Consider the following 23,460-nt stretch of genomic DNA (forward strand, 5'->3'; position numbering starts at 1 on the left):
GCCGTCCTGGCACAGGGCCGTTGACCCGCGGTCCGCGCCCGGTGCGCCGGGCCGGCTTCCGCAGAACCCTGAGAACCCTTAGGAGGGAACCCGCGTCGTGAGGACCTTGATCGGCGACCGGCTCCGGCTGGTCGTGAAGGTGCTGGGCAGTCTGATCGCCGACGAGGTCGGTCATACGGCGCGGGAACGCGGTAGATCCAAGGGGAGCGGCCGGTCCCCGGCGGAGGAGGAGGAATCCGCCGCCGGGGACGCCCAACGGCGCGCCCGGGCCGTACGGAAAGCCCTGGAGAGCCTCGGCCCGTTCTATGTGAAGCTCGGTCAGATCCTGTCCACCCGGCCCGACATGGTGCCGCCGTCGATGATCGCCGAGTTCCAGAACCTGCACGACCAGGTCGACGTGCAGCCGTTCTCCCTGTTCGAGCCGGTCCTGGAGAAGGACCTCGGCCCCGACTGGAAGCTCAGGTTCGACGACATCGACACCGCCAGGCCCCTGGGCGCGGCCTCGCTGGCCCAGGTCTACCGGGTGACCCTGCCCGGAGGCGGACCGGCCGTGGTGAAGATCCAGCGGCCGGAGATCCGCGAGGCGGTCCGCGCCGACATGGCCCTGCTGCGCCGGGCGTCCCGGATCGTGGCCCGCGCGGCACCCCGGTTCAACGAGGTCATCGACGTCGAGGCGATGCTCGGCTCGATCTTCGACGCCATGGAACCCGAGCTGGACTTCACCGGCGAGGCCCGCAACATGGAGGAGGGCCGGGAGGCCGCTCGTGACTTCAGCACCCTGGCCGTCCCCGAGGTCCTCCTGGCGACACCCCGGGTGCTGGTGCAGTCGATGGCTCCCGGCATGTCCGTACGGCATCTGGACCCCAGGTCGTTCAGCGACAGCGAGCGCACCGGCATCGGCAAGGACCTGCTGCGGTTCATGTACCGCGGCTACTTCGTGCAGCGGACCTTCCACGCGGACCCGCACGCGGGCAATGTCTTCGCGCTGCCCGGCGGCCCCGCGACGCTGATCGACTGGGGCATGGTGGGGCGCCTGGACAAGCGGACCAGCCTCCAGCTGCTGCCGCTGCTGATGGCGCTGGCGCAGAACGACGGCCACGGACTGGCCCGCGCCTGGGCCGACATGGGGAAACTGACCGCCTGGGCGAACCTGCCGGCGTTCGCCTCCGACATGGCGGCGCTGGTCCCCAAGATCTCCAGCGCCTCGCTCGGCGAACTCAACTTCGGCGTCTCGCTCACCACCGTGCTGGAGAAGGCCACCAAGCGGGGCATCGGCTCCGCGCCCTCGATCTCTTTGCTGGGCAAGTCCTTCGCCAATCTCGAAGGCTCGGTGCGCTGCCTGGCGCCCGAGCTGTCGCTCGCGGAGATCTTCAAGGGCGAGGTCCGCGGGATCGTGATGTCCCTGCTCGGCGAGTACATCTCGCTGGAGCAGCTGGGCCGTACGGCGATGGACCTGATGGTCACGGCCACCACCAGCCCCGAGCAGCTGCGCGGACTGCTGGCCGACGCGTCCAACCGGCGCTTCGCCCTCCAGGTCCACCACCCGAGGACACCGGCGGCCCTGGGCGGCGAACGCGGCTCCTCCTACGCGGGGTTGATCGCCCTGGGTGCGATGGCGCTGCTGCTGGACCACCGCCGTAGGTCCCGCTGACGCGACCGGGCGCGCACCCCGCCTCAACCGCCCGGCGGGAACCCGTCCCGGCCGCCTCCGCTTCACCCTCGGCCGCCCTCCAGTGCCGTCCGGAGGGCGGCCAGTGTCGCCCGCATCGTCGTGCGGTTGCGCTCGCGGCGCCGGACCACGCCGGTGACCGCCGGGCTGACGGCGGTGAGCAGCCGGCCGGCGACCGGTGAGCGCAGGTCGAGCCACTCCTCCGTGATCTCGCATCCGCCGGGTACCTCCCGGAAGCGGTACGTCCACCGGGACAGGGCGACGCCCAGGAAGCCGACCTCGAAGGCGAAGCAGCTTCCCGGCCGGGCGGAGACCACCGTGCAGAGGGTGGCCCAGGGCAGCCAGGAGGCGCGGTTGAGCCCCACGAAGCGGGTGCCGACGCGCACGGGCCCCGGGCCGCCCAGCACACGGGCGCCCCGGACCTCCGGACTCCACTGCCCCATGCGCGTCACGTCCGCCACGGCGGCATAGGCGATGTCCGGTGGCACCCGGACGGTGACGCGCTCGCCGAGCGGGGCCGGGGTGCTCCTCACGCGCGGATGGTGATGCCGTGCTCACGGTCGTCCGTGAGGATCTCCATCAGGGCGCGGCTGTCGGTCTTGAGCGCGGTGCGCCTGCCGGTGACCCGGTTGGCGATCTCGACCGTGCAGGAGCCGATCTTCGTGTTGAGGCAGTGTTTGATCCCGCCGGGCGGGTTGTAGTAGTTGAGGCCCACGAACCGTTCCTTGGGGGCGGTCATCCGGCCGCGGATGTCGACGGTGCCGTCGGACGTGGCGAAGTCCCAGTAGAAGTAGCCGAAGTCGGCCTTGGCGGTGAGCGCCTGACGCAGGGACACGAGCGAGTACTCGCGGTCGTCGTGGCGCAGCACGAGGAAGGTGACCTGCGGGATGTGCACGGGGCCGAGCTTGGCGCGGGCCGTGACGACCTCCAGGAAGCTGTCGGGCTCCCCGTCGAACCCGGCGACCTGGCCGAAGGCGTAGTGGTCGGTGTGCCGGCTGCCCCAGTTGTGGTTCTGGCTGCCGGTCCAACCGTCGATGTCGATCTCCTCGCCGTCGACGGCGAGGCTGCCGCTGTACCGGGCGAGCGGTGTGCCGACGAGGCTCTTGGCCTTGGGGAAGCCGCCCGTGTACATCCTCGGCGGCAGCAGGAACAGCGGCCGCTGGCCCCCGGTGTACGTCAGGTCCCAGCCGACGCGGCCGTCCGGTCCCCGTGCCTCACCCTTGAGGCGGCCCGGTTCCAGCACGCGGTCGCCGACCCGGGCGCCGAACGAGTCGGTGCTGAAGTGGCAGTCGGCGATGGGGTGTTCCTCCTTGGCCACCACATGCTGTCCGGTGACCCCGTCGAACCAGATCGCCCAGAGTTCGCCGATGGCCGCCTCGGGCATGTCCGCGGGGCTGAACACGGTGTACCGGATCCAGAACGCGCGGGGTTCCGTGGGGTGGTTGCCCCGCTGGTAGAAGCTCTCGTAGTGACCGGCCCGTTGGCCCGGCCAGTAGCGGGTCCTGTTGAGGTGCTCGGGGTCGAGGAGCGAGGCGTCGGCGTTCATGAGGTCCGTTCTCCCGGGTGCGGTCGGCTCCGGCGCGAGGGTCGCGTGCGGCGGCGGTCTATGGGGCATGGGCGGGCCGGGCGGCCGAGGGCGTCCGCTGATGCATCGTCATCAGCATTCCGTACCGCGGCCGGAGGGTGATGGTGGCGTGGTTCACCACCCGGTGAGAGGGAACATGGCGGAACTCCCAGCGGCGTACCAGGGCGCACAGCAGCAGATGCGCCTCCATGAGCGCGAAGTGCTTCCCGATGCACAGGTGCGGCCCGGCGCCGAACGGCAGATAGGCGAAGCGGTGGCGCCCCTTGCCGTTCTCCGGCAGGAAGCGGTCCGGGTCGAAGCGCTCGGGGTCCGGCCAGTGCCGGGGGTGGCGGTGGATGTCGTACAGATTCACCAGGACGCGTGACCCGGCGGGCACCCGGTAGCCGCCGAGTTCGGTGTCGCGCCGCGCGAGCCGGGGCAGGATCGGCGCCGACGGGTAGAGCCGCAGCGCCTCCTCGAAGACCCGCAGGGTGTACGGCATCTCCGCCAGGTCGTCGGGGGTGGGCAGGGCGTCGCCGAGGACGCCGTCGACCTCGCCCTGGACCCGCTCCAGGACCTCGCGGTGCCGGGAGAGCAGGTAGAAGGCCCAGGTGAGGGTGATCGCGGTGGTCTCGTGGCCGGCGGCGAAGGTGGTGATCACCTCGTCCCGGAGTTCCCGGTCGGTCATGCCCTGGCCGGTGTCGGCGTCGCGGGCGGCCAGCAGCATGTCGAGGAGGTCTCCGCCGCCGGTGGGGGCGTCGGGCCGGCGGCGTTCCGCGATGATCCGGTGGATGAGGTCGTCGAGTCCCCGCATGACCTCGTGGAAGCGGCGGTTGCGCGGGGTCGGCCAGGACGTGGGCGGGCTGAGCGGGTTCTGGAGCCGGTCGAAGGCGTAGGTGATGGCGACGTCCACCGCGTCAGGGCCGAGCCCGGCGAGGGTGCGGCTGACATCGGTGCTGAACATGCAGCGGCTGACGATGTCGAGGGTGACCCGCATCATCTCGGTGTGCAGGTCCACCACCGCGCCCGTCGGGTAGCGGTCGGCCATGTGCGCGATCTGCTCGGCCGCCGAGACGCCCATCGTCGCGAACATGCCCGTGAGGGCCTGCTTGGTGTAGATCGGCTGCATCATCCGCCGGTTGCGCAGCCAGCTCTTGTGGTCGTCGCTGGTCAGCAGGCCCTCGCCGAGGACGAGGCGGAGCGGGTTGTCCGGCCCGAGCTTCCCGAACCGGTCGCTGTCGGTCAGCACGTCGGCGGCCAGCTCCGGGCTGGTCACGCCGTGCACGGTCACCGGGCCGAGCCGATAGCGGACCAGGTCGCCGTGGGCGGTGCGCCCCCGGTGCATGGCCCGGAGGATGTCGCGCCGGAAGTCCAGCACGCTGCCCAGCAAGGGCAGTCCGGCCGCCCTGGGCGCGTCCGTCCCCGCGCCGGTGTGCGGTACGTCGGTCATCGCCCCGCCCTCACTTCCGCGCCAGCGCGCAGACCCAGCCCAGCGAACGGCGCGGCTCCGACACGAACCGGGCGTCCTGGAACCCGGCCTTGGTGAGCCGGTCCACCAGGTCGTCGCCGGAGAGGATGTGCAGCCCCGCGCGCTCGGAGCGTTCCGTGAAGCGCCGGCCGAAGAACCTCTGGACCGGTGACGGGTCGTCGGCGGCCTCCCGGCTCATCTCCAGCGTGATCGCCAGTTGCCCGCCCGGCTTCAGCACCCGGTACGCCTCGGCGAGGCCGCCCAGCGGGTCCGGCCAGAAGTAGAAGGTCTCGATCGCGCAGACCTGGTCGAACGACGAGTCCTCGTACGGCAGTCGGGAGCAGTCCCCGTGCCGGACCTCGACCCGGCCGCGCGCGATGGCCGGCAGATTGCGCCGTGCCGCCTGCTCGACCATCTCCATCGAGTAGTCCACCCCGGCGGTGAATCCCTGCGCGGCCCGCCGCGACAGCAGCTTCACGGCCATGCCCCCGCCGCAGCCGACGTCCAGCACACGGTGACGGCCGCGCACGTCCATGTGCTCGATCGTCCACTCGGTGAGACTCCGGTGCTGCATCGCCATCAAATTCCCGAAGAACCGTCCGGCTCGCCCGGTCGGCCTGCGGAAGTTGTCCTCCATGAGCTCCAGCGGCCTTGCCAGCAGTGTGCCGATCATTGGTGTTCCTTTCCCTGTGGGCCCTGCGTCCGTGTGGTGGTGGGGGAATCGGCCGGGTGGCCCGCGGCTCCTCACCCCCGGGGTCCGAGTGCGGGTCCCGCCGCACGGCGGGCGGTGCGGTCCAGCGCCGCCAGGTGGGCCCGCAGCAGCGGCCTAGCCGGTCCCGACACCGGCAGCCGGGGTGCCCGGGAGCGGTGCCAGGGCAGCGGCTCGGGTGTGTCGGCGTCGCCCAGCAGCGAGGCGGCGAGGTAGGAGCCGTGCGCCACGGACATCGCGAGGCCGTGCCCGTTGCAGCCGCCCGCGTACCAGACCCCGGGCCGCCCCCGGACCGGCCCCACCACGGGCAGGCCGTCGGCCGTCACCGCGATCCCGCCCGCCCAGCGGTGCGTGACCTCCACCCCGGCCAGCGCCGGATGCAGCGCCCGCAGCCACTGCTCCAGCCGCTGGAAGGCGAACACCCGCAGCACGGCTCTCCGGCGGGGCCCGACGCCGTCCGGACGGAGAGCGGTACCGCCTCCCACCACCAGTCGACCGTCGGCGGTGAGCCGGAAGTACGGGGCGAGCGGCACCGCGTCGATCACCGCCGGGCCACCGTGCCCGAGGAGCGCCCGCGCCTCGTGGCCCAGGGGTTCGGTGGCCACCGCGTGCACCTCGAGCCCGAGCACCGTGCCCACCGGCAGCCCGAGCCCGGCCACCCCAGCGTTCACCGCCAGCACGGACTTCGGCGCCCTCACCGTGCCCTGAGGGAACAGCAGTTGGGGCTGCTGTCCGTCCCCGGCGCGCACCTCCAGCAGTGGGCTCCCGCCGTGGAGCCGTACGCCCTTCGCCACGCAGGCACTCGCCAGCGCCGCCGTCAGCGCGGCCGGATCGAGCGTGGCCGTATGCCGGTGGAGCAGACCCGCGTGGTACGGCACGTCGACCCGGCGCCGGATGTCGGCGGCGCAGAGGACGGGCACGTCCAGGTCCAGGGCGCGGTAGGCGGCGGCCTGTCGCGCCAGGGACGCGAGCCCGGTGCGGGAACGGGCCGCGACGATCTGCTCCCCGTCCGCGCAGGGCACGCCGAGCCGGTCGCACAGGTCCACGACCCGTCGTACCGCCTCGACACTCGCCCGGTGCATCCGGCGGGCGACGGCGGCCCCGTGCCGGCGCACCGCCCGGTCGACCGGCGGCCCCACGCGCGGACCCAGCAGCCCGGTACCCCGCCCGCTGGCACCCGCGGCGGGCCGCCGCGCGTCCACCACCACGATGTCCAGGGAGGGCTGACGTTCCGCCAGGTGATAGGCCGTGGACAGTCCTACGAGTCCCGCGCCCACCACCGCCACATCGGCGTCGATCCCGCCGTGGACCGCGGGGAGCGGGTCCGCCGCGCCGGCGCCGGCCGGGTCACCGGGGTCCCAGCAGGGCGTGCCGGGCGCGAACAGGGTCACCGGGGCACTCCTTCCGCGGCCCCGGAGAGCGACCCGAACCTCCGGTCGTGCCAGAGCAGCGGCCGGCCCGACGCCACCTGTACGACGGCCACCCGTCCGACGACGGCGCTGTGGTCGCCGTAGCGGCGGATGTCCTCGACCAGGCAGACCGACCAGGCGAGGGCGTCGCCGAAGACGGGGGCGCCCAGGACGGGACGGAGGGGGACCTCGCGGAACCGTTCGGCGGGCGGGGCGGCCGGGTCCGCGAAGCGGGTGGCCCGCGAAAGCTGGCTGTCCCGGAGCAGGTTGACCGCGAAGACGCCCTGGCCGCCGATCGCCGAGAGGGTCGGGGAGCCGTTGCGCAGGCAGGCGAGGAGGAGGGGCGGCCGGGCCGACAGGGAGGTGAGGGAGGAGACGGTCGTCCCCAGGGGGCCGTTCCCGCCCTGGGCGGTGACCACGGTGACGCCGGAGGCGAGTTTCGCGTATAGGCGCAGACAGTGCTCGGTGTCCGGGCCCGGCTCGTCCCGCAGTTGTTCGCCCGGGTCCCGCGTCCGGGCCGGGGCGAGGTCAGCCATGCGCGGCGGGAGCGAGACCGGCCGGTGACACCGTGCCGAGCAGACCCTGCATGATCTTCTCGATGTTGGCGCGTAACGTCGACTCGGCCACCGGGTCGAGGATCTCCGCCAGCGTGGGGATCCCCAGGTCGAACGAGGCCCGGAAGGTGACGGTCGTACCGTCGCGGTGCGGCTCGCACGCCCAACTCCCCTCGAAGCGCTCGAAGTCACCGCTGAGCTGCTCGAACGCGATGGACAGCGTGGCCGGCGAGAAGGTGTCGCGTTCCGTCCAGCGCATCAGCCCGTCGCGGAAGGCGACCGTCCACGCGGAGACCACGGAACCGTCCGGCCGCGGCGGCTGCACCTCCACCGCGCGGACGGTCGTGGTGAGTTCGGGGTACCGGCCGAAGTCGCTGATCCTGCGGTAGGCGTGCGAGGGGTCGATGCCGTGGGCTGTCATACGGACTGTCACATGGCGCATGGGTTCGTCCTTACTGACGGGGGGTGCGGTCGTGACCGATGTGGGAGGGGTGCTGCCGTGCGGATGCCGTGGTAAGTGGAGTGTGTGCCGTGCCCATGCCGTGACCGGTCTCAGGCGAGTCGGGTGTGTACGGCTCTCAGGGCTTCGGCGAGGGTGGCGAGGAAGAGCCGGGTCTCGTCGGCGTCGGCGATCGCCGGGGGCGTCAGCCGGAGTACGCGCGTGGAGTTGAGGGAGTGGTTGACCAGGACGCCGCGGCTCACCAGCTCCAGCAGCGTCTCGCCGACGGCCTGGGCCCGGGTGAACTCGATGCCGATCAGCAGCCCCCTGCCGCGGACCTCGCGCACCAGGCGGTCACGGTAGGGGGCGCAGATCTCCTCGACCCCCGCGAGCAACCGCCGGCCGAGCGCGGCGGCCCGGTCCACGATGTCCTCGCGGTCGATCGTCTCCACCGCCGCCAGCGCCGCCGCACAGGCGATCGGTGAGGCGCCGAAGGTGGAGGTGTGGAGGTAGGGGTCGCGGGAGAACGGACCGTAGGCGTCCTCGGTGGCCACCATCGCGGCGACCGGTACGACCCCGCCGCTCAGCCCCTTCCCCACCAGGAGGACATCGGGCACCACACCCTCGGGGTCCACACCCCACCAGGTACCGAGCCGCCCGAGCCCGGTCTGCACCTCGTCCACGATCAGGAAGGCGCCGTACACCCGGCACAACGCGGCCGCCTCCGCGAGGTATCCGGCCGGCGGGATACGCACCCCGCCCTCGCCCTGCACCGGTTCGAGGATCACGCAGGCCCGGTCCCGACGCGCCCGGAGTGCCGTGTCGAGCTCGGCCAGGTCCCCGTGAGCGACCTGCGCGGTGTCCGGCAGCAACGGCTCGAAGGGCTGCTGGTAAAGGGAGTTGGCGGTGACGCTGAGCGCCCCCAGGGTCTTCCCGTGATACCCGGACACGGTGGTCACCAGCGCGTCGCGCCCATGAGCGCGGGCCAGCTTCAGCCCCGCTTCGGTCGCCTCGGCACCGGAGTTGACGAAATGCACGTGGTCGAGACCCGCCGGCGTACGCCGGGCCAGCGCGGCGGCGGCCCGCGCGGCAACGGGTTCGAGGAACACCCGGGTCGCCAACGGATGCGCGTCCAACTGCCGCCGCACCGCGTCGAGTACGGCCGGATGCCGATGCCCCAGGATGAAGACGCCGTATCCCCCGAAGTCCAGAAACCGACGCCCGTCGTCGGTATGCACCCAGGCCCCCTCGGAGCGGACCTCCGCCATTCCGCCGAGCACCGTGCCCAGGACGGCACGGCCGGTGCCGAGGTGGCGGCGGTAGAGCTCGGCGGTTGTGGGGGGTGTGGGGCTGGGAGGGGGTACCGGTGCGGGGGCGGGTGCCGGTGCGGGGGCGGGTGCCGGTGCGGGGGCGGGTGCCGGTGTGGAGGCGTCCGTCGCTTCGGGCACGTGAGCCGCCGTCTCCATCGCGGTCATGACGCCAGCTCCGCAGGGGTCCGGGTCGTCCGCGCTCGCCGTAGGCCCCCTCGGCCGGTGGCCCAGCACTCCACGTTGCGGGTCAGCGCCGAGCGGATCGCGGCGCGGGTGGGGGCCGTACCGCAGTGTGGTGTGCCGAGGTCGGAGGCGAAGGGCAGTTCGCGCTGGAAGACGAGGAGCAGTTCGGCGTAGTCCTGGAGCCGGCGTCGTACCAGGGCGGGGAAGGACGGGCCCTCCAGGAGCGGCAGCAGCAGCCGGTGCACGGCTTCCACCGGGATCAGCCGCGGCGGGTGCGGTCGTTCGCCGTGCCGGCCGGCGAACTCCAGGCAGATGTCGACGACTTCCCGTTGCAGGATGGCCTCGCGCCCGGCGGTGAGCCAGTACTCGCCCCGAGCGACCCCGGACCTGACCAGGTCGCCCACCGCACGGGCCACGACATCCTGCGGCACCATGTCGATCCGTGTCCCGGGCGAACCCGGAAGCACCGGGACCTGACCCTTGACGATCCCTCCCAGCGCCCTGGTCAGACCCTGCACCCGCGCGATCCGGCCCGTGGACGAGTCCCCCATGACCAACGACGGACGCAGGATCACCCCGGGCACCTCGGCCGACCGTACGGCGTCCTCGGCGGCCGTCTTGGACGCGAGGTAGGCCGCCGCACCGGGAAAGCGCTCCTGCTCCTCGGGCGCGAGCGGGTTCGCGACGAAGGCGGTGCTCATGTAGAAGAACGGGGCGTCGGCACGGGCCGCCAGATCGAGCATCGAGCGGGTGCCGTCCAGGTTGGTGCGCCAGATGTCGGCCGGGTCAAGACGCCAGTTGGTGGCGGCGGCGGAATGCACGACCACGTCCACCTCGGCGGCGAGGTCCAGCCGCTGGGCTGCGGACAGCCCCAGACCGGGTGCTCTCAGGTCGGCCGTCACCTCCCGTACCCGGGGGTCGTCCAGCGGTGCGCGGTGGCGTAGGCAGATCAGGTCGTAGTCGTCGCAGAGCTCATCGATGAGGGCCCGGCCGAGGACGCCTGCGGCGCCGGTGAGGAGGAGGGTGGGGCGGGGGTTGTGGGGGCGGGGCGAGGGGGGTGGGGCGGTGGGGACGGTGGGATGTGGGTGTGGGTGTGTGAGGTCGGTGGGATCGGTGGGATCTGTGGCAGCGGTGGGTTCTGGCGGCATGGTTCGGAAACTCCCGTCGGGTGAGGGGTGTTGGGGGGCGGTCGTTTGGGGGGAGGCGGGCGGAGTTGTGCACAGGGTCGAGGACGAGGACCGGGGCCGGGACCGGGGCCGGGGCCGGGATCGGGGCCGGGATCGGGGGGCCGGGATCGAGGCGGGAGCCGGGACCGGGGCGGGGCCGGGATCGGGGCGGGGACCGGGATCGAGGCGGGGCTGGGATCGAGGCGGGCGCCGGGATCGAGGCGGGCGCCGGGATCTGGGCGGGGCCGGATCGGGGGTCAGGTCAGGCGATCGTGAGTGGGCCGTCGGCCAGGTGGGTCGCCAGTGGGCCGGTCATCCTGGATCGTGCGGGCGGGTGCAGGGAGAGCCCGTTGGCGCAGGCTGCGAGGTGGCCGACCTCGTCCGAGCTCATGAAGTTGAGGCCGCCGAGGAGTTCCACGGCCCGGGGGACGATCCGGGCCAGGGCGTCCTGGACGCAGTACCGCACGTACAGCGAGTCGGCGAGCGTCGACTCGTCCGGGCAGCCCTCGTCGAGCCGCCGGGCGACGCCCTCCGCGGCGGCCATCGCCCCCTCGGCCTCCACCAGCAGCCGCACCCGCTCGGACTCGGGCACCCGCTCGTTGCGCAGCACCCGTTCCACCAGCGCGGAGGCGGCCCCAAGGTAACTCCCCGTCATCAGCAGCTCGAACCAGACCAGGCCCGCGGTCTGTAGTTCGTCCAGGCCCCCATCCAGATCGGAGGTGCGCACCAGCAGTTCCGGCGGCACGAGCACATCGGTGAGCGTGACCTGGTCGCTCTCCGCCCCCGAGAGGAAGGAACTGGACCAGAACCCGCTGACGCTCACGCCCTCGCTCTCGGCGGGCACCAACGCCACCGCCAACTCGTCGCGCCCCCCACGCTCACCGGGTACCAGCACACTGGCGGTGAGCAGATCCATCGACCGGGCGAGGCTGCACGGCCGCTTCACCCCGCTGATCCGGACCCCGTCGGGTCCCACCGTCGCGGTCATCGACGGCGAGAGGATGCCGGCGCCCGGCCGCCCCTCGGCGAACCCGGAGGCCACCAGGCGGTTCCCGGAGGCGACCCCTTCGACGAGCATCCACTCCAGTCCCTCGCCGTCGGTGACCAGGCCGACCAGGGTGGCCATGGAGAAGTGATGCATCGTGGTGGCCACCGCCAGGGACGGCGACCTGCTGCCCAGCGCACGCTGCACCCGCAGGGCGTCCAGCGCGCCGGCCCCCTTCCCCTTGCAGGAGACCGGCACCAGGAGCCCGGGCCCCCCGCTGTCCCGGAAGAGCCCGATACCCGGACTGCGTGGACTCTCCAACTCCATGAGCGGCACCGCCCGCAGACTCTCGTCGAGCCCCGGCAGCATTTTCGTCAGTACGGCGCGTTCGCGCTCCAGAAACCTCATGTGCTCCCCTGCTCCGGGACGACCCGGTCGCGCTGAACCCCGTCCGGCGGACGGGATGACGGTGGCGGGAATGGCGGGATGGGTGGGTTTGACGGGGTGGGTGGGTTCGCGGGGCGGGTGGGTGTGATGGGACGGGCGGTCGGACGGGCGGGTTCACGGAACAGGCGGGTTTGACGGGACGGGTGGGTTGACGGGAAGCGCGGGGCGACGGGATTGGTCGGACGGGTGGAATCTCTCGGACAAGCGGGGCCGACAGGACGGCGGGACCGACAGGACAGCGGGACCAATCGGACGGGCGGGACTGACTGGTTGACGGGACTGGTCGCACGCGCAGGGCCTGTCGGACCAGCAGGACGACGGAACAGCCGGACGGGTGGGACTGGCGCATGGACGGGAGTAGCCGAACGGGCGGGGCTGGCCGCACGCGCGGCGCTGGTCGGACGCGCGGAACCAACGGGACAGCGGGATAGCGGGACGGATCGAACAGGCGGGAGGCGCGGGACTGGCGGGATGACGGCACCGATCGGACACGCGGGACTCGTCGGACGGAGAGGCTGACGGCCCAGCGCTATGGCGGGCCCGCTCGGACTGGCCGGGCTGTCGGGACCGGCAGAACTGACCGGACAGGCAGGACTGACGAAGCTCGCGGGACCGCCAACCGGCAGCACCGCCCGGCCGTCAGGCCTGACCGGACAGCGGAACTGGCGGAACTGGCGAAACCGGCATAACCGGCCGCCCGGCCACCCCCGCACCGGCACCGGCACCGGCACCGGCACCGGCACCGGCGACCGCACCCACACCCACACCCACACCCACACCCGGCCCTACACCGCCCGCGTAGCCCGCAGCAGCTGCCACACCGCCGCAAGCCCAGGTCTCCCTTGAAAGGCGATGTACTCGGGCAACACCACATGGGGCGCCCACTTCCGCTTGTACTCAAGTTGCGTCGCAGCCGGATAGATCCGCTCCCCGTGCTGGGCGAGCAACCGCACGCAACGCGTGAAAGTACGGCTCGCACACGGCAGTTCGTGCTCGTCGGAGAGACCGGTGAAGGGCGTGAAGCCGAAGTGCAGCCACCCCGCGCCGTCGGCGGACATCCGTTCCATCGCGGTCGCGTTCAGCGCCTCCATCACCCCGGGCGGAGCGTCCGTAGAACGCCGGCTGAGGTCATGCAGCCAGCCCGGCCGGCTGCCGAACACCGGCGAGTAACTGATGTACCCGACGGCCACCCCACCGATCCGCCCCACGAACAACCGCCGGTGCCGCTGCGCCAGCCCGGTCCGCTCGCCCACCAGGAACCGCAGTTCCTTCGCACCGCCCTTGCCCCGCAGCCACGCCCGGTCGATCAGATCCAACTCGTTCCGCACCTCGTCGTCGGCCACGGAGGGTGCCTCGACCACCGCGAGACCGGCGCGTCGGGCCCTGGATATCTTGTTCCGCAGCCGTACGAACGCCGACCCGCGCAACGTGAACCGGCCCAGGTCGACCGCGTACGACGCCCCGAGCTGATTCACCGTGAACCCGTGCGCCGCGTACAACTCCGCGTCCGCCCGCTGAAGTTGGACGGCCACCAGCCGCCGCGGCCGTGCCTGCGCCGCGAAGGCGTCCAGCAGGCCCGCCCGCTGCTCCTCCGCGGCGAAGGGGCCCGCGAACTGCAACAGGTGCCGCCCCGACCGCCGATAGACACAGGTGCCGTCGAACCGTGGATCCCGGAAGTACTCATTGCCCTGATTAAGGGCAAGAAAAGAACTCGGATTGTCACTGTGCCGGACCAGGGTCTCAAAGACGGACGGCATCCGCACCCCTCCTGGACTCACCGGAATTCCTCCGGGCCGAATTCGCATACACCCGCTCGAATTCACCGTACGCCGGATGCCGATGCGGCTCGAAAAACACCCCGAAAGGTTTGAGTGAATTCCCGAACAGCGCACGGTCACCCAGCAGATGCAGGGGAAGAGCGAGCAACGCCCACTCCGGCTTCACCAGCACCGCCCACACCCCGGCGACGACACCCGCCGTCACCAGGCTGTGCATGGTGTTGTACGCCACGAAGTACCAGCGCGAGATCCGCCCGTCCGGACTCCGCCGAAAAGCCAGTGCACCGGGGAGATAACCGATCGCGTCGATGACGACGAAGAGGGAGAAGAACACCCCCCACCGAATCTCCGAAAAGTGCCGAACGGCCAGCACGGCACAGACGACCAGACCACCCAGCCATTCCATCCGCAGCAACAGGAAGGTGGCTCTCGTCTCGAATCTGTTTTTCGCATCCATGCGCCCTCCACCCTTCACCCTTGTTTACGGGGGAAGCGACGGAAACCCTCACAGGAAAACAAATACAGAATTAATAACTTTTACGATAAAACCACGAGGCCGGAACCAGGTACTGGCTCCGGCCTCGTCAGGCAGTGGTGCTCTACACGTTGAACCTGAACCTGCAGTTTAGAGCTCTCACCTGCGGAAATGTGGTTTTCGGGGCTGCGATCCAGCACCGGTCCAGCACGGTGCAAGTTCGTCCAGCACATCCAGCACGCACGACCGCGAGAAGACTCGTCCGCCCGCCATGGCGCCCCGTTGTGTACACACGGTACACTCAGTACCCTTGAGTGCATGACCCAGCCGCTGCCCATAGAGTCCATCCGCGACTTGCGCGCCCATCTCGCCGAGGTCGTGGAGCGCGCCGATCGTGACGACGTACCCACAGTGATCACGCGTCGGGGCAAGGAGGTGGCCGCCGTCGTCTCCATCGAGGTACTGCGCAAGTACCAGGAGTGGGAAGAACGCGAGATCAACCGGATCATCGACGAGCGCATGGCCAACCCGACAACCGGCATCCCGATCGAGGACGTCATGAGGGAGACGCTGGCACGCGGTGAGTGAGTACCGAACCGTCTTCCGCCCTGAGGCACAGGCCGAGCTTCGGAAGGTCCCTCGCGACATGGCCCTGCGCATCCTGGCCAAACTCACCGAGTTGGAGAGCGACCCCCTCGGCTTTAACACCACTGCGCTCGTGTCACAGCCAGAACGCCGTCGCCTGCGAGTCGGCGACTACCGGGTCGTCTACACGATCGACAACGGAGAGCTCGTGGTGTGGGTTGTCCACGTCGGGCATCGCTCCACCGTTTACGACACCTGATCCCGACTGATCCAGCGCCTGAACATCCAGCAGAGATCCGGCACGGACAGACCTCTCCATGGAGCCTCCTGCACATGTGGGAATCACTCCATCCCATTACTCCGTTCCCACTGAGCGCTGTTCCAAAGCGACGTAACGACAGGAACCATGTGCTCGGGATCCTGATAGGGGGCCATCTCCGACAGTGCTCTAACAAATTTATGCAGCATACCGAGAGAGAACTTTTCAGGCTGCATAAAGTTCTTGCGCAGCGTCTCGCGCGTGTTCGGCTTGAGGCCCATGGCAACGATGGCCTCGGCGAACGTTGGCGTGCCAGCATCGACATACAGAAAGTACAGGCAGCGCCCTAGATTCCTTCTAGCACCCAGGGAATCCGCATGAGGCGGCCCCCACGGCCTCCTGGAAGAGTTAATCGGCCGAGTAGCGAGAGCCGAAGCTGCCTGCTTTACAGCGTCTTCATGATCTGCAAACGCACGAGTTACATCGTCGTCCCGGTCAACCGGCGTTGCATCTGCGGCATCAGCCGCCCCAGCAAATTCAGCACTATCGCTTGACACATCCTCCTGCTCTCCGATTACCGCTTCATCCCACAGCATGTGGAACCGAGCCACTTCAGGCTCGGCTTCCAAGCCGGCAATATCCTGAGCAAGGATCAGAACGATCAGCGCGAGGAAACCCCAGTCGGGGAGCACCGGCTTTGAGAACAGGTCGTGCACGCGCCCGTGACTGCCGATCCCGTTCGTCCTGCGGGCCAACTCACGCGTTGACGGAAACCCAGCCTTCCGATGCAGCGTATGTAGCTCTTCATTCAGCCGTCGCATGGGCCCATCCGGCAGCTCCGGCGCCCTCAGCCTTGCCACAGTCTCCCCCTCCGGCGCGAACCTCGCCCACTCCGCGTAACACGCGTCTGATCCCGTCCAGTGACGTCGGATGTTGTCCAACGCTGTTCAGAACTGTCAAAACCGCACGTACAGCGGGTCACTCTCGATGAGTCAACACCGAGCGAGAGGACGCGACATGGCTCTACAGCGACTGCTAATCGAGGGCCTGCTCACTCAGCTACCTGCAACCCTGATCGCTGCCGCCTCGACAGCTGCGGCCAGTAGGGCAGCACGCCGCTGGCAACGCCGGAAGCCGGGAGAGCAGACAACCAATCAGGTCACACTGATCCCACCGGTAGGGTCGAGCGAGAATGACTGAGCGTCAGGAAATCCAGCACCGATCCAGCACGGGATGGACGAAGGGGCCGCCCCCCCCGGAGGAGTCGACCCCTCCTGACCTGCATATTTGCCACGTCATCGACGTGGTGTTATTTCATCCGCTCAGACGTTGAACCTGAACTCCACCACGTCCCCGTCCTGCATCACATAGTCCTTGCCCTCCATGCGCGCCTTGCCCTTGGCCCGCGCCTCCGCGACCGATCCCGTCTCTACCAGGTCGGCGAAGGAGATGACCTCCGCCTTGATGAAGCCCTTCTGGAAGTCGGTGTGGATGACGCCTGCGGCCTCGGGGGCGGTGGCGCCCTTCTTGATGGTCCAGGCGCGGGACTCCTTGGGGCCTGCCGTGAGGTAGGTCTGGAGGCCGAGGGTGTCGAAGCCGACGCGGGCCAGGGTCGTCATGCCGGGCTCCTCGACGCCGACCGACTCCAGGAGCTCCATCGCTTCCTCCTCGTCGAGCTCGGCGAGGTCCGCCTCCAGCTTGGCGTTGAGGAAGATCGCCTCGGCGGGGGCGACCAGGGCGCGCTGTTCGGTCTTGAAGTCCTCGTCCACCAGCTCGTCCTCGTCCACGTTGAAGACGTAGAGGAAGGGCTTGGTCGTCAAGAGGTGCAGGTCGTGCAGGAGTTCCTCGTTGCCGGAGCCCTGGACGATGCCCTGCGAGAAGAGGGTGTCGCCCTTCTCCAGGATCTCCTGCGCCGCCTCGACCGCCGCGACCTTCGGGCCGATGTCCTTCTTGATGCGCGACTCCCGCTGTAGGCGCGGGAGGACCTTCTCGATGGTCTGGAGGTCGGCGAGGATCAGCTCGGTGTTGATCGTCTCGATGTCGTCCTTAGGCGAGACCTTGCCGTCGACGTGGACGACGTTCTCGTCCTTGAAGGCGCGGATGACCTGGCAGATCGCGTCGGACTCACGGATGTTCGCGAGGAACTTGTTGCCCAGGCCCTCGCCCTCCGACGCGCCCTTCACGATGCCCGCGATGTCGACGAAGTCGACGGTCGCCGGGAGGATCTTCTGCGAGGAGAAGATCTCGGCCAGTTTCGTCAGGCGCGGGTCGGGGACGCCGACCACGCCGACGTTCGGCTCGATCGTGGCGAACGGGTAGTTGGCCGCCAGCACGTCGTTCTTGGTCAGGGCGTTGAACAGGGTCGACTTGCCGACATTCGGCAGACCGACGATTCCGATCGTGAGCGACACGTTGCGACTTCCCGTACGTGAGTGGCGTGAGAGCAGTGGAGGGGCCGGCCGGGGGCGCGGGGACCGGGGCCGGGGGCCGATCCACCAGTCTACGGCGTACGCCGCGCCCTCCCGGCTCCGCGTCGAACACGTGGCCAAGCTCTTCCCATCGGCGTGTCTGAGGACCCATTCGGCACATAAACCGACCTAAGTTGGTGCAGTGGAGCAACACAGGACACGACCCCCACAGCCCGGCACGAAACGCGGGGCCCCGCCCCTTCCCCCGCAGGCGGGCCGGGGCCCGAACGGCGGCCCGGCCCGCACGACCAGGCCGAACCCGCAGGCCCGCGGCACCGCGCAACGCCGTCCGGCGGCGGTACGGCGGCCGGGTCCCGCGGCGCCCGCGACCGTACGGCAGCTGCCCAACCCCCGGCTCACCGGGCTCGGCGGCGGGTTGTTCTGCACGGCCGTGATGCTCGTGCTCGGCTGTCTCGACCAGCTGCTGTTCGGGGGCTCGCCGACCGTCTACGGCGTGCTGTTCGTGCCGGTGAGTGTGCTCACGGCCGTCTGGATCCGGCGCGGCGATCTGCTGACCGCGCCGGTCGTGGTGCCGATCGCCTTCGCCGTCGGCCTCTTCCCGGTGGCCGACGGCAGCAACGGCCTCGCCAACCGCCTGGTCGGCGTCTTCACCGCCCTCGCCACCCAGGCCGGCTGGCTGTACGGCGGAACACTCGTCGCGGGCCTCATCGCCACAGTCCGAAGAATCCGCCTGCTGAACCGCCGACGCCGCGGGTGACACCGGCGATCCCCGCGCCACCCGCTGCCTCGGCAGGGCTCGCACGACCCGCATCCCCGGGGTAGGGCTCGCGTGGCCCGTGGTCCCGGCAGGGCTCGCACGACCCGCAGCGGCGGTACGGCTCACGCGACCCGTGGTCCCCCTACGGCTCGCATGGCCCGCAGCTCCCCTACAGCTGGCGCCACCCCTGGTCCCTGTACGGCTCGCGCGGCCCGCAGCTCCCGTACGACACCCGTGACATCCGTACGTCCACGGGCACACACGCGTGGCCCCCGCCCCGTACGCCCGTGGGACCCGGAGTCCCCGCGCCACCCGCAGCCACGCGCGCATGCCCCCTGCTCAGCCCCGCACGCCTGGACCCCGTACTCAGTCGCCCAGTCACGCGGAGTCCCCGTGCCGCCGACGGCCACACGCACGGGAGACCGGCCCAGGCACACGCGCCCCCTGCCCAGGCACGCACGGGTGACCCCCACCCCGCCCTCCCACACCCCCGGAGGGAACCCGCGCCCCCGGAGGGAACCCACCCCCTAGTCGTCCCCCGCCGCGTGCATCGCCGCCCCTACGATCCCCGCGTTGTTCTGCAACTGCGCCGGGACGATCTCGGCCTTGATGTCCTCGATGAAGTGCAGGAACTTGTCGGCCTTGCGGCTGACTCCGCCGCCGATGATGAACAGCTCGGGTGAGAACAGCATCTCGACGTGGGCGAGGTATTTCTGGACCCGGTGGGCCCAGTGCTCCCAGGTCAGCTCGCCGTCCTCCTTGGCCTTGCTCGACGCCTTCTTCTCGGCGTCGTGGCCGTTCAGCTCAAGGTGGCCCAGCTCCGTGTTCGGGACCAGGAGGCCGTTGACGAAGAGGGCGCTGCCGATGCCCGTGCCGAACGTCAGCAGGATCACCGTGCCCTTGCGGCCCTGGCCGGCGCCGAAGTGCATCTCGGCGACGCCCGCCGCGTCCGCGTCGTTCACGACCGTCACCGGGAGGCCGCCCAGCCGGTCGGCGAAGAGCGCGCCCGCGTCCTTGTCGATCCAGCTCTTGTCGACGTTCGCCGCCGTACGGATCGTGGACCCGCCGGTCACCACACCTGGAAACGTGAGCCCGACCGGTCCCGTCCAGCCGAAGTGGTCGACGACTTCCTTCACGCCGTCGGCCACTCCGTCCGGTGTCGCCGGGTGCGGGGTCAGCACCTTGCACCGCTCTTCTGTCAATTCGCCCTTGTCCAGGTCCACAGGGGCGCCCTTGATCCCGGATCCACCGATGTCCACGCCGAAGATCTGCATGGCTCCACGCTACGACGAACGACTGACAGTCACTGCCCGGAGGGTGCCTTACGGTCCGCACCGGTGCGCTCGGCGACCAGCGCGGCGGCCTCTTCGCGCAGGTCGCGGCGGAGTTCCTTGGGCAGCGAGAAGATGATGGACTCCTCGGCCGCCTTGACCAGTTCGACGTCCTCGTAGCCGCGCGTCGACAGCCACTCCAGGACCTGTTCGACCAGTACCTCCGGTACGGAGGCGCCCGAGGTCACGCCGACCGTGGTGACGCCCTCCAGCCAGGCCTCGTCGATCTCGTCGGCGAAGTCCACCAGGTGGGCGGCGCGAGCGCCGGCCAGCTTGGCGACCTCGACGAGCCGTACGGAGTTGGAGGAGTTCTTCGAGCCGACCACGATCACCAGGTCGGCCTCCTCGCCCATCTGCTTCACGGCGAGCTGGCGATTCTGCGTGGCGTAGCAGATGTCGTCGCTCGGCGGGGAGATGAGCTGCGGGAACTTCTCCTTGAGGGCGTCGACGGTCTCCATGGTCTCGTCCACGGAGAGGGTCGTCTGGGAGAGCCACACCACCCGGGACGGGTCCCGTACCTCGACCTTGGCGACGTCCTTGGGGCCGTCGACCAGGGTGATGTGTTCGGGGGCCTCCCCGGAGGTGCCGATGACCTCCTCGTGGCCCTCGTGGCCGATGAGGAGGATGTCGAAGTCCTCGTTCGCGAACCGGACGGCTTCCTTGTGGACCTTGGTCACCAGGGGGCAGGTCGCGTCGATGGTGGCGAGGCGGCCCTGCTTGGCCTCGTCGTGGACGACGGGGGCGACGCCGTGCGCGGAGAACATCACGATGTTCCCCTCGGGGACCTCCTCGGTCCGCTCGACGAAGACGGCGCCCTTCTTCTCCAGGGTCTGGACGACGTACTTGTTGTGCACGATCTCGTGCCGGACATAGATCGGAGCCCCGTACTGCTCAAGGGCTTTCTCGACGGCGATCACGGCGCGGTCCACGCCCGCGCAGTAGCCCCGGGGGGCGGCGAGCAGGACACGGCGGCCAGACGAAGCAGTCATGCGTCCCATCGTAAGGCCGCGCTCGACGGGTCAAAGATCGCGTCCTTGGGGAGACTGGCCGTGGAGGGGGAGGGGTGGGGCCGGGCACGACGTACGGGAGACGCGAGATGGCGGAGACGGACACGGACACGACGGTCGCGGGCGGCGAGGGCCCCGGGCTGCGGCGCAGCCTCGGTTTCCGGGATCTCGTCGTCTACGGGCTGCTGTTCATCGCCCCGATGGCGCCGGTCGGCGTGTTCGGCACCCTGGACGCCAAGTCGCACGGCGCGGTCGCGCTGGTCTACATCGTGGCCACGGTCGCGATGGCGTTCACCGCGTTCAGCTACGCGCAGATGGTGCGGGTCGTCCCCCAGGCGGGCTCGGTGTTCGCCTACGCGCGCGTGGGGCTCGGCAGGGAGGCCGGGTTCATCGCCGGCTGGATGGCGATGCTGGACTACATCCTGATCCCCGCCGTCGCCTATCTGTTCTCCGGGATCGCCATGAACGCGCTGGTCCCGGACGTGTCGCGGTGGGTGTGGACGGCGCTGGCGGTCGTCATCACGACCTGCCTCAACCTCTGGGGGGTGCGCGCGGCGGCCCGTGTCGGCTTCCTCGTCCTCGCGATGGAGATCGTCGTCCTCGTCATCTTCGTCGTGTCGGCGATCGTCGTCCTCGCGCGCGACGGCGCCGAACGGGGCTGGCTCTCGCCGCTCTCCGGGGACGGCACGCAGGGGGCGTTCGCGCTGTCGGCGGTGATCGGCGCGGTCTCGGTGGCCGTCCTGTCCTACCTGGGCTTCGACGCGGTCGCCACGTTCGCGGAAGAGGTCACCGGCGGCTCCGAGAAGGTCGCCAGGGCGCTGCTGTTCTGCCTCGCCCTGGCCGGTGTGCTGTTCATCGCCCAGACGTACCTGGTCGCCCTCCTGGAGCCGACGACGTCCGCACAGCTCACCGCCGACGCGGGCAAGCAGGGATCGGCGTTCTACGACGCGGTCGACGTGTCGGTGGGCAACTGGCTGCACAACCTGGTGGCCGTCAGCAAGGCGATCGGCGCGGCCTTCGCCGCGCTGGCCGGGCAGGCCGCGGCGGGCCGCCTGGTGTTCGCGATGGCCCGGGACCGGCGTCTGCCGCGGGCCCTGTCGCGGACCGACGACGGAGTGCCCCGGGTCGCGCTGCTCTCGGCGGCCGTCATCACGCTGGTCGCCGCGGTCTGGGCGGCCCGGCGTGACGACGGTCTCGACCACCTCGTCTCGGTCGTCGACATCGGCGCGCTCACCGCGTTCACGTTGCTGCACGCGAGCGTGGTGGGGTGGTTCGCGGTACGTCGCCGGGGTGGGCCTGTGGTGTGGTGGCGGCATGTGCTGGTGCCGGTGCTGGGGGCGGCGATCACGATCGCGGTGATCGTGGAGGCGTCCGGGACCGCGCAGGTGGTGGGGGCGATCTGGCTGGCGGTCGGGCTCGTGGTGCTGGCGGTGCAGTCTCGCGGGGCGGTGGTTCGGGAGTAGTCACCCGGCGTGTGGGCGGGGCGGGCGTCTCCTGGGGGCTCCGCCCCCAGACCCCCGTCGGCCCTGAAGGGGCCTCGTCCTCAAACGCCGGACGGGCTGAATCTGTGCGGCCTGGGTGGGGAGGTGCCGAACCGGCTTGAGATGCGCGGCCCTGATTGAAGGAACGCCGGCCGACACGTCAACGGCAGCCCCACGCCCCAAACTCACCCCACCCCACACCTCGACCCCGTTGTCAGAGCCGCCCGTTACGCTCGGTCGCATGGCTCTCAACACTGCTCCGGACGCGCCGATCCCCGTCGGGGAGGTCTCCCGGCTCATCGGCGGGTGGATCGACCGGCTCGGCGCGGTGTGGGTCGAGGGGCAGATCACCCAGCTGTCGCGGCGCCCGGGCGCGGGAGTCGTCTTCCTGACGCTGCGTGACCCGTCGTACGACATCTCGGTGAGCGTGACCTGTTTCCGGCAGGTGTTCGACGAGGTCGCCGATGTGGTCACCGAGGGCGCGCGGGTCGTCGTCCTGGCGAAGCCCGAGTGGTACGCGCCGCGGGGGCAGCTGTCGTTGCGGGCCACGGAGATCAAGCCGGTCGGGGTGGGTGAACTGCTCGCGCGGCTGGAGCAGTTGAAGAAGTCGCTGGCGGCGGAGGGGCTGTTCGCGGCCGACCGGAAGAAGCCGCTGCCCTTTCTGCCGCAGCTGATCGGGCTGGTCTGCGGGCGGGCCTCGGCGGCCGAGCGGGACGTTCTGGAGAACGCGCGGCACCGCTGGCCCGCGGTCCGTTTCGAGGTACGCAACGTGCCCGTGCAGGGCGTGCACGCCGTGCCGCAGGTCGTGCAGGCGGTCAAGGAACTGGACGCGCTGGACGGCGTGGACGTGATCATCGTGGCGCGGGGCGGCGGCAGCGTGGAGGACCTGCTGCCGTTCTCCGACGAACAGCTCGTGCGCGCGGTGTCGGCCTGTCGCACACCCGTGGTGTCCGCGATCGGGCACGAGCCCGACACCCCCCTCCTGGACTACGTCGCCGACCTGCGCGCGTCCACCCCCACCGACGCCGCGAAGAAGGTCGTACCGGACGTCGGCGAGGAGTACGAGCGGGTACGGCAGCTGCGGGACCGGGCGCGGCGGTGTGCGGTGGCGTTCGTGGACCGGGAGGAGCGCGGGCTGGCGCAGGCGCTGTCGCGGCCGTCGATACAGGATCCGCACCGGATGATCGACGAGCGCGCAGACCATGTCGCCGCCCTCCTCGACCGCGGCCGACGCACCCTCGGCCACCTCCTGGACCGCGCCGACTCGGAGCTGACCCACACGCACGCGCGCGTGGTGGCCCTCTCCCCCGCCGCCACCCTGAAGCGGGGCTACGCCGTGCTCCAGCGGGCCGACGGGCATGTCGTCCGGGACCCGGACGAGGTGAGCGCCGAGGACGTGCTGCGCGCGCGGGTCGCCGAGGGTGAGTTCTCCGTACGAGTGGATGCATAGGGTGG

22 protein-coding genes are annotated in these 23,460 nt (G+C 70.5%); 6 read left to right on the forward strand and 16 right to left on the reverse strand.

Translation table 11 applies throughout. The annotated features are described in order from the left end of the window. Positions 1-97 precede the first annotated feature (97 nt). Positions 98-1,651, forward strand: a complete 1,554-nt coding sequence (locus tag ACIRB1_RS29020) for an ABC1 kinase family protein (RefSeq protein ID WP_403467504.1) — start codon at positions 98-100, stop codon at positions 1,649-1,651. A gap of 62 nt (positions 1,652-1,713) precedes the next feature. Here ACIRB1_RS29020 and ACIRB1_RS29025 read toward each other — a convergent pair whose 3' ends face one another. The 12 genes from ACIRB1_RS29025 to ACIRB1_RS29080 form a co-directional block, all read right to left on the reverse strand. Then, on the reverse strand, positions 1,714-2,202 hold the full coding sequence (locus ACIRB1_RS29025) for an SRPBCC family protein (protein ID WP_403467505.1): 489 nt from the start codon (positions 2,200-2,202) through the stop codon (positions 1,714-1,716). Next, the gene (locus tag ACIRB1_RS29030) at positions 2,199-3,215 is read right to left on the reverse strand and encodes a hypothetical protein (RefSeq protein WP_403467506.1); all 1,017 of its coding nucleotides are present in this window, start codon (positions 3,213-3,215) and stop codon (positions 2,199-2,201) included. Before ACIRB1_RS29030 ends, ACIRB1_RS29025 begins: the two co-directional genes overlap by 4 nt. A 58-nt stretch (positions 3,216-3,273) precedes the next feature. After that, positions 3,274-4,683, reverse strand: a complete 1,410-nt coding sequence (locus tag ACIRB1_RS29035; protein ID WP_403467507.1) for a cytochrome P450 — start codon at positions 4,681-4,683, stop codon at positions 3,274-3,276. A 10-nt stretch (positions 4,684-4,693) separates the two neighbouring features. Continuing rightward, the gene (locus ACIRB1_RS29040; RefSeq protein WP_352180816.1) at positions 4,694-5,374 is read right to left on the reverse strand and encodes a methyltransferase domain-containing protein; all 681 of its coding nucleotides are present in this window, start codon (positions 5,372-5,374) and stop codon (positions 4,694-4,696) included. A gap of 71 nt (positions 5,375-5,445) precedes the next feature. After that, the gene (locus ACIRB1_RS29045) at positions 5,446-6,801 is read right to left on the reverse strand and encodes an FAD-binding oxidoreductase (RefSeq protein WP_352180817.1); all 1,356 of its coding nucleotides are present in this window, start codon (positions 6,799-6,801) and stop codon (positions 5,446-5,448) included. Continuing rightward, positions 6,798-7,355, reverse strand: coding sequence for a flavin reductase family protein (locus ACIRB1_RS29050; protein ID WP_403467508.1), 558 nt, complete (start codon positions 7,353-7,355; stop codon positions 6,798-6,800). The genes ACIRB1_RS29045 and ACIRB1_RS29050 overlap by 4 nt, the downstream gene beginning before the upstream one ends. Further along, on the reverse strand, positions 7,348-7,815 hold the full coding sequence (locus tag ACIRB1_RS29055) for a type II toxin-antitoxin system RatA family toxin (RefSeq protein WP_403467509.1): 468 nt from the start codon (positions 7,813-7,815) through the stop codon (positions 7,348-7,350). The genes ACIRB1_RS29050 and ACIRB1_RS29055 overlap by 8 nt, the downstream gene beginning before the upstream one ends. A 110-nt stretch (positions 7,816-7,925) precedes the next feature. Then, positions 7,926-9,287, reverse strand: a complete 1,362-nt coding sequence (locus ACIRB1_RS29060) for an aspartate aminotransferase family protein (RefSeq protein ID WP_403467510.1) — start codon at positions 9,285-9,287, stop codon at positions 7,926-7,928. After that, a complete protein-coding gene (locus tag ACIRB1_RS29065; RefSeq protein WP_352180821.1) occupies positions 9,284-10,453 on the reverse strand; it encodes an SDR family oxidoreductase in 1,170 nt (389 codons plus the stop codon). Before ACIRB1_RS29065 ends, ACIRB1_RS29060 begins: the two co-directional genes overlap by 4 nt. Before the next feature lie 280 nt (positions 10,454-10,733). Next, complete coding sequence (locus ACIRB1_RS29070) at positions 10,734-11,864, reverse strand: acyl-CoA dehydrogenase (RefSeq protein ID WP_403467511.1); 1,131 nt, start codon at positions 11,862-11,864, stop codon at positions 10,734-10,736. A gap of 824 nt (positions 11,865-12,688) precedes the next feature. After that, positions 12,689-13,660: a bifunctional lysylphosphatidylglycerol flippase/synthetase MprF gene (locus ACIRB1_RS29075; RefSeq protein WP_403467512.1), complete on the reverse strand. Its 972-nt coding sequence runs from the start codon at positions 13,658-13,660 to the stop codon at positions 12,689-12,691. Beyond that, complete coding sequence (locus ACIRB1_RS29080) at positions 13,644-14,138, reverse strand: hypothetical protein (RefSeq protein WP_403467513.1); 495 nt, start codon at positions 14,136-14,138, stop codon at positions 13,644-13,646. The genes ACIRB1_RS29075 and ACIRB1_RS29080 overlap by 17 nt, the downstream gene beginning before the upstream one ends. 336 nt (positions 14,139-14,474) lie before the next feature. Between ACIRB1_RS29080 and ACIRB1_RS29085 the strand changes: the two genes are divergently transcribed. Next, the gene (locus tag ACIRB1_RS29085) at positions 14,475-14,744 is read left to right on the forward strand and encodes a type II toxin-antitoxin system Phd/YefM family antitoxin (RefSeq protein ID WP_352180825.1); all 270 of its coding nucleotides are present in this window, start codon (positions 14,475-14,477) and stop codon (positions 14,742-14,744) included. Further along, positions 14,737-15,000, forward strand: coding sequence for a type II toxin-antitoxin system RelE/ParE family toxin (locus ACIRB1_RS29090; RefSeq protein WP_403467514.1), 264 nt, complete (start codon positions 14,737-14,739; stop codon positions 14,998-15,000). Before ACIRB1_RS29085 ends, ACIRB1_RS29090 begins: the two co-directional genes overlap by 8 nt. 83 nt (positions 15,001-15,083) lie before the next feature. On the opposite strand, the gene ACIRB1_RS29095 is transcribed toward ACIRB1_RS29090, so the two are convergent. Together ACIRB1_RS29095 and ychF are read right to left on the reverse strand one after the other, a co-directional pair. Beyond that, positions 15,084-15,716, reverse strand: coding sequence for a hypothetical protein (locus ACIRB1_RS29095; RefSeq protein WP_403467515.1), 633 nt, complete (start codon positions 15,714-15,716; stop codon positions 15,084-15,086). 606 nt (positions 15,717-16,322) lie between these two features. Continuing rightward, positions 16,323-17,411: a redox-regulated ATPase YchF gene (gene ychF, locus ACIRB1_RS29100; RefSeq protein ID WP_352180828.1), complete on the reverse strand. Its 1,089-nt coding sequence runs from the start codon at positions 17,409-17,411 to the stop codon at positions 16,323-16,325. 199 nt (positions 17,412-17,610) lie between these two features. Between ychF and ACIRB1_RS29105 the strand changes: the two genes are divergently transcribed. Further along, on the forward strand, positions 17,611-18,186 hold the full coding sequence (locus ACIRB1_RS29105; protein ID WP_403467516.1) for a DUF6542 domain-containing protein: 576 nt from the start codon (positions 17,611-17,613) through the stop codon (positions 18,184-18,186). A 527-nt stretch (positions 18,187-18,713) separates the two neighbouring features. Here ACIRB1_RS29105 and ppgK read toward each other — a convergent pair. Beyond that, complete coding sequence (ppgK, locus tag ACIRB1_RS29110; protein ID WP_352180830.1) at positions 18,714-19,460, reverse strand: polyphosphate--glucose phosphotransferase; 747 nt, start codon at positions 19,458-19,460, stop codon at positions 18,714-18,716. A gap of 29 nt (positions 19,461-19,489) precedes the next feature. Then, entirely contained in the window at positions 19,490-20,515 is a 1,026-nt protein-coding gene (locus ACIRB1_RS29115; protein ID WP_403467517.1) for a 4-hydroxy-3-methylbut-2-enyl diphosphate reductase, read from the reverse strand. A gap of 98 nt (positions 20,516-20,613) precedes the next feature. Here ACIRB1_RS29115 and ACIRB1_RS29120 point away from each other — a divergent pair, with 98 nt between their 5' ends. Continuing rightward, positions 20,614-21,987 carry an APC family permease gene (locus tag ACIRB1_RS29120; protein WP_352180832.1) on the forward strand — a complete coding sequence of 458 codons (1,374 nt, stop codon included), beginning with the start codon at positions 20,614-20,616 and terminating at the stop codon, positions 21,985-21,987. A gap of 259 nt (positions 21,988-22,246) precedes the next feature. After that, positions 22,247-23,455 carry an exodeoxyribonuclease VII large subunit gene (xseA, locus tag ACIRB1_RS29125; protein ID WP_352180833.1) on the forward strand — a complete coding sequence of 403 codons (1,209 nt, stop codon included), beginning with the start codon at positions 22,247-22,249 and terminating at the stop codon, positions 23,453-23,455. Positions 23,456-23,460: the final 5 nt, after the last annotated feature.

This window comes from Streptomyces sp. NPDC096013 (assembly GCF_044763565.1).
Classification (GTDB): Bacteria; Actinomycetota; Actinomycetes; order Streptomycetales; family Streptomycetaceae; genus Streptomyces.

Coding starts and splice junctions, on each gene's coding strand:
- ACIRB1_RS29030 (WP_403467506.1), bottom strand. CDS start 3,215: ATGAACGCCGACGCCTCGCTCCTCGACCCCGAGCACCTCAACAGGACC.
- ACIRB1_RS29035 (WP_403467507.1), bottom strand. CDS start 4,683: ATGACCGACGTACCGCACACCGGCGCGGGGACGGACGCGCCCAGGGCG.
- ACIRB1_RS29040 (WP_352180816.1), bottom strand. CDS start 5,374: ATGATCGGCACACTGCTGGCAAGGCCGCTGGAGCTCATGGAGGACAAC.
- ACIRB1_RS29050 (WP_403467508.1), bottom strand. CDS start 7,355: ATGGCTGACCTCGCCCCGGCCCGGACGCGGGACCCGGGCGAACAACTG.
- ACIRB1_RS29055 (WP_403467509.1), bottom strand. CDS start 7,815: ATGCGCCATGTGACAGTCCGTATGACAGCCCACGGCATCGACCCCTCG.
- ACIRB1_RS29060 (WP_403467510.1), bottom strand. CDS start 9,287: ATGACCGCGATGGAGACGGCGGCTCACGTGCCCGAAGCGACGGACGCC.
- ACIRB1_RS29065 (WP_352180821.1), bottom strand. CDS start 10,453: ATGCCGCCAGAACCCACCGCTGCCACAGATCCCACCGATCCCACCGAC.
- ACIRB1_RS29070 (WP_403467511.1), bottom strand. CDS start 11,864: ATGAGGTTTCTGGAGCGCGAACGCGCCGTACTGACGAAAATGCTGCCG.
- ACIRB1_RS29075 (WP_403467512.1), bottom strand. CDS start 13,660: ATGCCGTCCGTCTTTGAGACCCTGGTCCGGCACAGTGACAATCCGAGT.
- ACIRB1_RS29080 (WP_403467513.1), bottom strand. CDS start 14,138: ATGGATGCGAAAAACAGATTCGAGACGAGAGCCACCTTCCTGTTGCTG.
- ACIRB1_RS29085 (WP_352180825.1), top strand. CDS start 14,475: ATGACCCAGCCGCTGCCCATAGAGTCCATCCGCGACTTGCGCGCCCAT.
- ppgK (WP_352180830.1), bottom strand. CDS start 19,460: ATGCAGATCTTCGGCGTGGACATCGGTGGATCCGGGATCAAGGGCGCC.
- ACIRB1_RS29115 (WP_403467517.1), bottom strand. CDS start 20,515: ATGGGACGCATGACTGCTTCGTCTGGCCGCCGTGTCCTGCTCGCCGCC.
- ACIRB1_RS29120 (WP_352180832.1), top strand. CDS start 20,614: ATGGCGGAGACGGACACGGACACGACGGTCGCGGGCGGCGAGGGCCCC.
- xseA (WP_352180833.1), top strand. CDS start 22,247: ATGGCTCTCAACACTGCTCCGGACGCGCCGATCCCCGTCGGGGAGGTC.